Annotated in this window: 5 protein-coding genes; 2 read left to right on the top strand and 3 right to left on the bottom strand. The window is 50.0% G+C overall.

Annotated elements, in window-relative coordinates:
* The first annotated feature begins 1,235 nt into the window (after positions 1-1,235).
* Positions 1,236-1,763 (top strand): gamma carbonic anhydrase family protein, encoded by a 528-nt coding sequence (locus BQ7480_RS17280; RefSeq protein ID WP_022353516.1) that lies wholly within the window; start codon positions 1,236-1,238, stop codon positions 1,761-1,763.
* A gap of 82 nt (positions 1,764-1,845) precedes the next feature.
* Here BQ7480_RS17280 and BQ7480_RS17275 read toward each other — a convergent pair whose 3' ends face one another.
* From BQ7480_RS17275 to BQ7480_RS17265, 3 genes are read right to left on the bottom strand one after another with little or no spacing between them, the layout of a single operon-like run.
* Complete coding sequence (locus BQ7480_RS17275) at positions 1,846-2,880, bottom strand: threonine aldolase family protein (RefSeq protein WP_072543811.1); 1,035 nt, start codon at positions 2,878-2,880, stop codon at positions 1,846-1,848.
* Between the two features lie 18 nt (positions 2,881-2,898).
* Entirely contained in the window at positions 2,899-3,603 is a 705-nt protein-coding gene (locus BQ7480_RS17270; protein WP_072544111.1) for a response regulator transcription factor, read from the bottom strand.
* A 13-nt stretch (positions 3,604-3,616) separates the two neighbouring features.
* Positions 3,617-5,017 (bottom strand): sensor histidine kinase, encoded by a 1,401-nt coding sequence (locus tag BQ7480_RS17265; protein ID WP_072543810.1) that lies wholly within the window; start codon positions 5,015-5,017, stop codon positions 3,617-3,619.
* A 126-nt stretch (positions 5,018-5,143) separates the two neighbouring features.
* Here BQ7480_RS17265 and BQ7480_RS17260 point away from each other — a divergent pair, with 126 nt between their 5' ends.
* A complete protein-coding gene (locus BQ7480_RS17260; protein WP_072544110.1) occupies positions 5,144-7,429 on the top strand; it encodes an outer membrane beta-barrel family protein in 2,286 nt (761 codons plus the stop codon).
* The last annotated feature ends 98 nt before the right edge of the window (positions 7,430-7,527 follow it).

Below are 7,527 nucleotides of genomic sequence, written 5' to 3'. Positions count from 1 at the left end.
TCACCCGTGCGCCGGTCGCCATCAAACTTAGCAAGCTAAGTTCATGCTGCCCCTCGACTTGCATGTGTTAAGCCTGTAGCTAGCGTTCATCCTGAGCCAGGATCAAACTCTTCATTGTAAAATATTTTCTTACCCTTGCGGGTATTGTTGATTCTGTTCCAGGAAACCGATTTCTATATCCTTTTCAGGTTATTGACGGTTCTTGTTTCATCCCATATATACATTATATATAAGACTACTTCTTGTACTACATCTTCGTTTGTTTATCTAAAGTCTTTCAAAGAACTATCTTTCTTTCGTGCTCCCGTTTCAGCGGGAAAGCGTTTGCAAAGGTAAGGCGTTTTTTCTTTCCCTCCAAATTTTTCCGGAAGTTTTTTTCGAAAAAGTTTTTCAGGATGACCTCGCGGGGCTTATCCCTTTCTCGCTCCCTTGCCGTCTTGCAAGGTAAGATACTCGGGTGCAGCGCCTTTGAAAGTCTGCCTCTCTTCACCAGTCTGTCATTCTCAGCGGCTCTCCCTCTCGAAAGCGGTTGCAAAGGTACGCACTTTTTCCGCTCCTGCAACTTTTATCACACTCTTTTTTTCAAAAATCTTTGAAGATTTTTATAAGTCACTGGAAACAAGACGGTTGCAGGTGAATATTTTTTGAGGTCTACAAAAAGGAACGCAAACGACACTACATTATGTATTTCGCGCGGGCGTGTGTACGCGCACATGAGCGCATGTGTAAAAGGAAAAGGCAAAGATGCACACCGAACCGGTACAAGAGAACAGCGGAAACACGAAAAATCCTGCACGAAATTTCTTTGCACGAAGGCCAAAAACCGGAAAAACATCCGAAAACATAGGAAACAGAATCACCAGTCCACCATAAAAGCCGTGATTTTCTCATACAGTATTCGAGAAAACACTTCAAAAATCTTTCACTGCAAGGACATATCTGGACAAACCTTCCGACATTTTCTATGTTTTCCTTTCGTGAAACGTAGGTTTTCCCCGGCGGAAACCTACGTTTCACGAAAGGGAAACGTACGGCTCCCCTACCGGAAACATGGAAAACATAAAGAAAAAAGAGAGCTATCGCCCTAGCATTTCTGAAAAATAGTCCCTTTCCTGAAAGAATCAGCCCTGTCAGCATTCAACTTCTACGGAAAAAGCTGCTGCAAGACCTACAAAAATCATAGAGAATTCCCAAAAATCTACTAACTTAGGCCGCTCTATCAAACGAATCAACTTATGGCACTTATAAAATCTGTCAGAGGATTTACTCCTCAAATCGGCGAAAACTGTTATCTGGCCGACAACGCCACGATCATTGGCGACGTAGTAATGGGACGAGACTGTAGCGTATGGTTCAATGCCGTACTTCGGGGCGATGTGAACTCCATCCGCATCGGCGACCGAGTGAACATCCAAGACGGCACCGTACTCCACACCTTGTATGAAAAATCGACGGTAGAAATCGGCAACGACGTATCCATCGGCCACAACGTGACACTTCACGGGGCCTGCGTACACGACAATGCCCTGATTGGCATGGGGTCTACCCTACTCGACCATGCTGTAGTGGGAGAAGGAGCCATCGTGGCTGCCGGTGCCCTGGTGTTGGCAAACACCGTCATCGAGCCCCACACCCTCTGGGGAGGTGTTCCAGCCAAGTTCATCAAGAAAGTCGATCCGGCACAAAGCAAGGAACTCAACCAGAAAATCGCCAACGGCTACCTGATGTATGCCTCTTGGTTCAAGGAAGAAGAGGCGAAATAAACACAGCCGGCCCCGCAATACGCTATGGTAAAAACCGATGGCTTTGCGAGGCCGGCTGCCTGATTCCTCTATTTACCGGCAGTTATTTCTTTTTCAGTTCTTCCAGCAATTCCGCCACATCTTCTTCCCGGGTAGCCCAACTGGTCGCGATACGTACCACTGTCGTTCCGTCGGCACGTTTTTCCCAGACTTCAAAGCCCACGCGCTGCACCAGCCTCTCAAACAAACTGTTTTCGAGCGTGACAAACAACTGGTTACTCTGCGGACGAATGAAAAATGTATAGCCGTATGCCTTCAGACCTTCCACAATCCGCTCCGCCATATCGATGGCATGACGGGCAATCTTTACATACAATCCGTCGGTAAACAAAGTATCGAACTGCAAGCCCAGCAGACGTCCTTTGGCCAGCAACACGCCCCGCTGCTTGATAATCGTATCAAACTGACGAATCATCCCGGGTTGCGGAATCACCACGGCTTCTCCAAACAACGCTCCTACCTTGGTTCCTCCGATATAGAAAATATCACACAAGGCAGCGATGTCCTTCAAGGTCACATCCGTACCCCGTGCTGCCAGTCCGTAACCCAGACGGGCCCCATCCAAAAACAACGGAATCTTATGCTTGCGGCATACGGCAGACAAAGCCTTCAGTTCCTCCAAGCTATACAGCGTACCGTACTCCGTCGGATGCGAAATATACACCATCCCCGGTGCCACCATGTGGTCCCAGCTCGGGTCTTGATAAAAGGCTGTCACATAACGGTCTACCTCCGCTGCATCCAGTTTCCCTTCGCGGTGAGGCAAAGCCAGCACCTTATGGCCTCCCGCTTCCACCGCTCCAGCTTCATGCTGGTTGATGTGACCGGTTACTGCCGCAATCACACCCTCATACGGACGCAACACTGCCGTGATGACCGTAGCATTGGTCTGCGTACCTCCCACCATGAAATGCACTTCCGCCTGCGGACAGCCGCATGCCTCTGCAATTTTCCGACGGGCCGATGCGCAATACTCGTCTGTGCCGTAACCCGAAGTTTTTTCCATATTTGTCTGACTCAAGCGCTCCAGAATCAACGGATGCGCTCCTTCCATGTAATCACTTTTAAAATATTGCATATTCGTTTTGTATTTAAATTAAACTTTTCTTTCTTCCAATATCAAACCGACGCCCTTCACGGTCTTCAACTCCACTGCCTCATCGTCTGCCAGCAATTTGCGCAGACGCGACACGAAGACATCCAGGCTGCGCGAGGCGAAATAATCCTCCTCCGTATTCCACAAACGCGACAAGATAACCTCCCGCCGGACTACCTGCCCCTTGTGCTCGCACAACATACGGAGCAAATCGGCCTCCCGCACCGTCAGCATACGTTCTTCTCCGCTTTTCTGCTTCAAGACTCCACGTGTAGTATCAAACGAGAACAGTCGCCCGATGGATACCTCCGGCACTTCCTTCTGCACCTGCAGGCCCCGGGTCAGTTTCAACAAGGCCGTGACATGCGCATGCAGTTCCTCGGCCAGAAAAGGCTTCTTGACATAGTTATTCACACCCAGTTCATAACCTTTCACCACATCTTTCGGAGATACACGGCCGGAAGTAAACAAGATGGGAATATGCTCATCCTCTTCCCGGATACGTTTCACCATCTCATACCCGTCCATCACCGGCATCTCGATGTCGGCCACGATGACATCCGGCTGTTCCGCCTTCCACACCGCCAGTCCTTCCTCGCCATTGGCTGCCGTCAGCACTTTATACCCGCCAATCATATCCTCCAGGCCCCCCTGAATGATATAACACAGGTTCGCATCGTCTTCCACCAACAGCAGTTTGATTATCTGTCCTTCCATATTATTGTTCCTCTTTTTTATCGTCCATGGCACTCTCTGGAGGGAAAACCAACGTAAACCGGCTGTATTCGCCCTCCATGCTTTCCAGTATCACCCGCCCGTCGTGTGCCTCCATAATCCGGAGCACATAGTTCAGTCCCAGTCCGAAGCCGGGAGCACCTCCAGAACGGCTGCGCGCACTGGCTTCCGCCCGTTCATATTTCTCAAAAATCTTCCGCTGGTCTTTCAAAGGAATACCGAAGCCATTGTCGGCCACCGTCACACAGACAGTTCCATCCGCTTTCCGTGCCGAAACGAACGTAATCTCCACCGACTCACCCGAATACTTCAAGGCATTGTCTATCAGGTTACTGAGCGCTTCTTTCAGAAATTCCTCGTCCGCCCAGACCGTTTCTTCCTGCAAATGCCAGACAAACGTCACCGGCTTGGTTGCCTTCGCCTTGTACTTCTCCGCCAAGTCCTCCAAAATCGGCCGTAGCAGACAATCCGTCTGCTCTAATTTCAGTGCATGATTCTCCAGTTTGGAAAGCGTCAGCACCTTGTTGGTCAGTGCCAGCAGATGCTCTCCTTCCTCCTTCACAATCCGGAAATACCGTTCCTTCTTTTCCGGCTGTCCGTCTAAACGCCCACTTTCCAGAATCTCCGTTCCCATCAGGATGGAGCTCAGCGGTGTCTTCATGTCGTGAATCATGGCATACGAAAAATCCTCTCTCACCTTGGCTATCTTGTCCTGACGGATAATAACCCGTATCTGATACACAATACAGACAATGACCAACGCCATAATCAGCACCGTGGCAATCAGCAGCAGCGTCATACGCTGGAAAATCACCCAATAAGGATTCAGAATCACCCCTTGCAGATAACGAGTATGTGCCATGTCGAGAGCCACCGGTTGCGTTTTCAAGTATTGCTGTCCCTCCAGTTTTGCCTGCGGAGAGGATGCTCGCAACACATTCCCCAACGAATCCGTCATACAAGTCGACACCTTGGCCGAGATACCGACCGAGTCCAGCAAGTGGGTATAAATAGAATCCAAACGATGCAAGGACACATCCATCTTGAACGTATTCAGCACCCCTTCCTGCAGGGCGATAAAGACCGCCGATTCGATGAACTGGCGCGTTTCCGGAGTGGAAGACTGCAGCGTATCGCTGTCCTCCACCTCCTCCTCCAGTTTAAATTGAAAAGTGTACGTGGAATCCTTCTTCCCATGAAATTGCTTCCAGAGGCTCATCCGACAGAAAGTTTCCTGAAGCGCCGCATCCTTGAAAAGCTCATGACTTTGCCGCATGACATTCTCCCGTGTCAGCTTGTAAGTATTGACCAGCCAGACATACTGCAGTTCGACAATCGCAATCAGTCCCACTACCGCAATCCAGCGAATGTGTTTCATCTTCATAACCGTATATTCTTCACGTAAACGAAAGCCGTTAACGTAGCGTTAACCTTGCCTTAACCCAAAAAGCGAAACGGCCTTTTTAGTTTTGCAGTGTCAAAGATAATGAAAGATAAAGACACGAACGATATGAAAAAGTATTTTTTAGTGAGCATCTTGTTACTGCTCGGTACGATGCTCGGCACAGCTACCGCACAAACTATTACAGGAAAAGTCACCGACCCGTCCAATCAGCCCATTGACGGGGCTACGGTCGTACTCCAGACACTCGATTCCGTATTTGTAGAAGCCACCATCACGAATACCGACGGTACCTTTCTGCTGAATCACCAGCCGACACGCTACCGCCTGCTCTTCCAGCACCTGCTGTATGAAACTCTGGAAAAAGAGGGAAGCGGAAGAGATGCCGGTACGTTTGTGTTGCAGCCGAAAGACTACGCCCTTCAGGAGGTCGTGGTAGAAGGCGAACGCCCGCTGGTCACTGTGGAAGGTAGCCGTCTGAGCTACGACATGCCGCAGCTGATTTCCCAGCGGCTGGTCACCAACGCCTACGAAGCTCTCAAACAACTTCCGGGTGTGATTGAACAGAACGACGTACTGACCTTGGCCGGAGCAGGCGGCGTCAGTCTGCTGCTGAACGGCCGTCCCTCATCCATGACATACGAACAACTCATCACGCTCTTAAAGGGGATGCCAGCTTCACGCGTGGAAAAAGCGGAAGTGATGTACAGCGCTCCTCCACAATACCACGTACGCGGGGCCGCCATCAACCTCGTGCTGAAAGGATACAAGCTCGGGGAAGGAGGGCTGCAAGGAGAAATTCACGGTGAATACAAACAGCAGAAGGAAGCCGACGGCAACGGAGGTATCACACTGGCCTATACCTCTCCCAAAGTCGACTTGGATTTCATATACAACCTTCAAAGCAGCTACACCCGTGGTTACATCGACTTCCTCGCTCATCATACGGTGAAGGAGCAAGTGTATGATGTGAATCAGGTGACCGATAATCAAGGACGCAGCCTGACGCACACCCTACGGGCCGGAGGAACCTACAAGTTCGATGCCGACAACTCCCTTGAATTGTCGTACACCACCCAGTTCAGTCCTAACAGTCAGCATCACAGCCATTCCAGCGGCAGCATCTCCGAATCATTCAATGATTCCCGCACACACCATCAGATGCACAATGCGGCCTTGAACTACACCTCCGGATTCGGTTTCCGGGCCGGTGCCGACTTTACCAATTTCACCTCAACCGATACCCAGAATTTCTTCGACCGAAGCCCGGAAGAAGTGGAAACCCGTTTCATAAGCCGTTCCGACCAGCACATCGACCGCTGGAAAATCTATGCCGACCAGAGCCATTCACTGCCGCACGACTGGACGCTGAACTACGGGACTTCCTTTTCCTACGTGCACAATCGGAACATACAAGACTATGACTTGCCGGAAATGCAGGACCAGAACCTGTACAACCGCATCCGTGAATATACCTACAACGTCTACGCCGGATTCGACAAACCGTTCAACTCCCAATGGACGCTGAGTGCTTCTGCCGCACTGGAATACTACCAAATGCAGAACTACCGGAAATGGGCCGTCTACCCCACTCTCCAGTTGAATTACATGCCGTCTGCCTCCCACATTTTCCAGCTGTCCTTCAGTTCCGACAAGACCTACCCCGACTACTGGACACTGAGCGGAGCCACCAGCTATCTGAACGGCTACAACGAGAGTGTAGGGAATCCCTTCCTCCGCCCTTACACTGAATATGATGCCGACCTGACCTACATTCTGAAAAGCAAGTACATCTTTCAGGTAAGCTACAGCTATACACCCGACTATTTCATGCAGACCGTCTACCTGGATTCCGACCGTCTGAAAGCCATCTACAACTGGCAAAACTGGGATTACAGTCAGGAGCTCGCTTTTACTGCCATCCTTCCTTTCAAGGTGGGCAACTGGTGGGACAGCCGCCTCACCCTGCAGGCAAGCTTAAAGCACGACAAGGCCAGCGCATACTATGATGCGCCTTTCAACCAACAGCAATGGGTGGGAGTAGGGCACTGGACACATACCTTCCAGCTCTGCCGCCAACCCAACCTGAAAATGGAAGTCACCGCTTTCGGGCAGACTAAATCCATACAGGGAAGTTACTACATCCAACCGGTAGCCTTCGTGGATGCAGCCCTGCGCTATACGTTTGCCAAGGACAGAGCCATGCTCCAACTGAAAGGCCGCGACATTTTTAACACGATGAATCCCAAAACCAGGGTCCGGAACGGGGCACAGTATCTCGACATGAATACCAAAAGCTACCTGCAGAGTGTTACCCTTTCGTTCAGCTATCGTTTTGGCGGATACAAGAAGAAAGAAGTAAAGGAAGTAGATACCTCTCGGTTCGGAAACTAAACGAGTCTCTTGTCTCACCATAAATATTCAAAAGCAAAACCGACTTTTCTTCTATCATTTCCTTTTTTATATCCGATTTATGTTTAACTTTGTAAAAT

It is taken from the genome of Bacteroides mediterraneensis (assembly GCF_900128455.1).
GTDB classification, from domain to species: Bacteria; Bacteroidota; Bacteroidia; order Bacteroidales; family Bacteroidaceae; genus Phocaeicola; species Phocaeicola mediterraneensis.
Note: the sequence above shows the minus strand (reverse complement) of the source record. Positions and strands in the feature narration are given on the sequence as shown.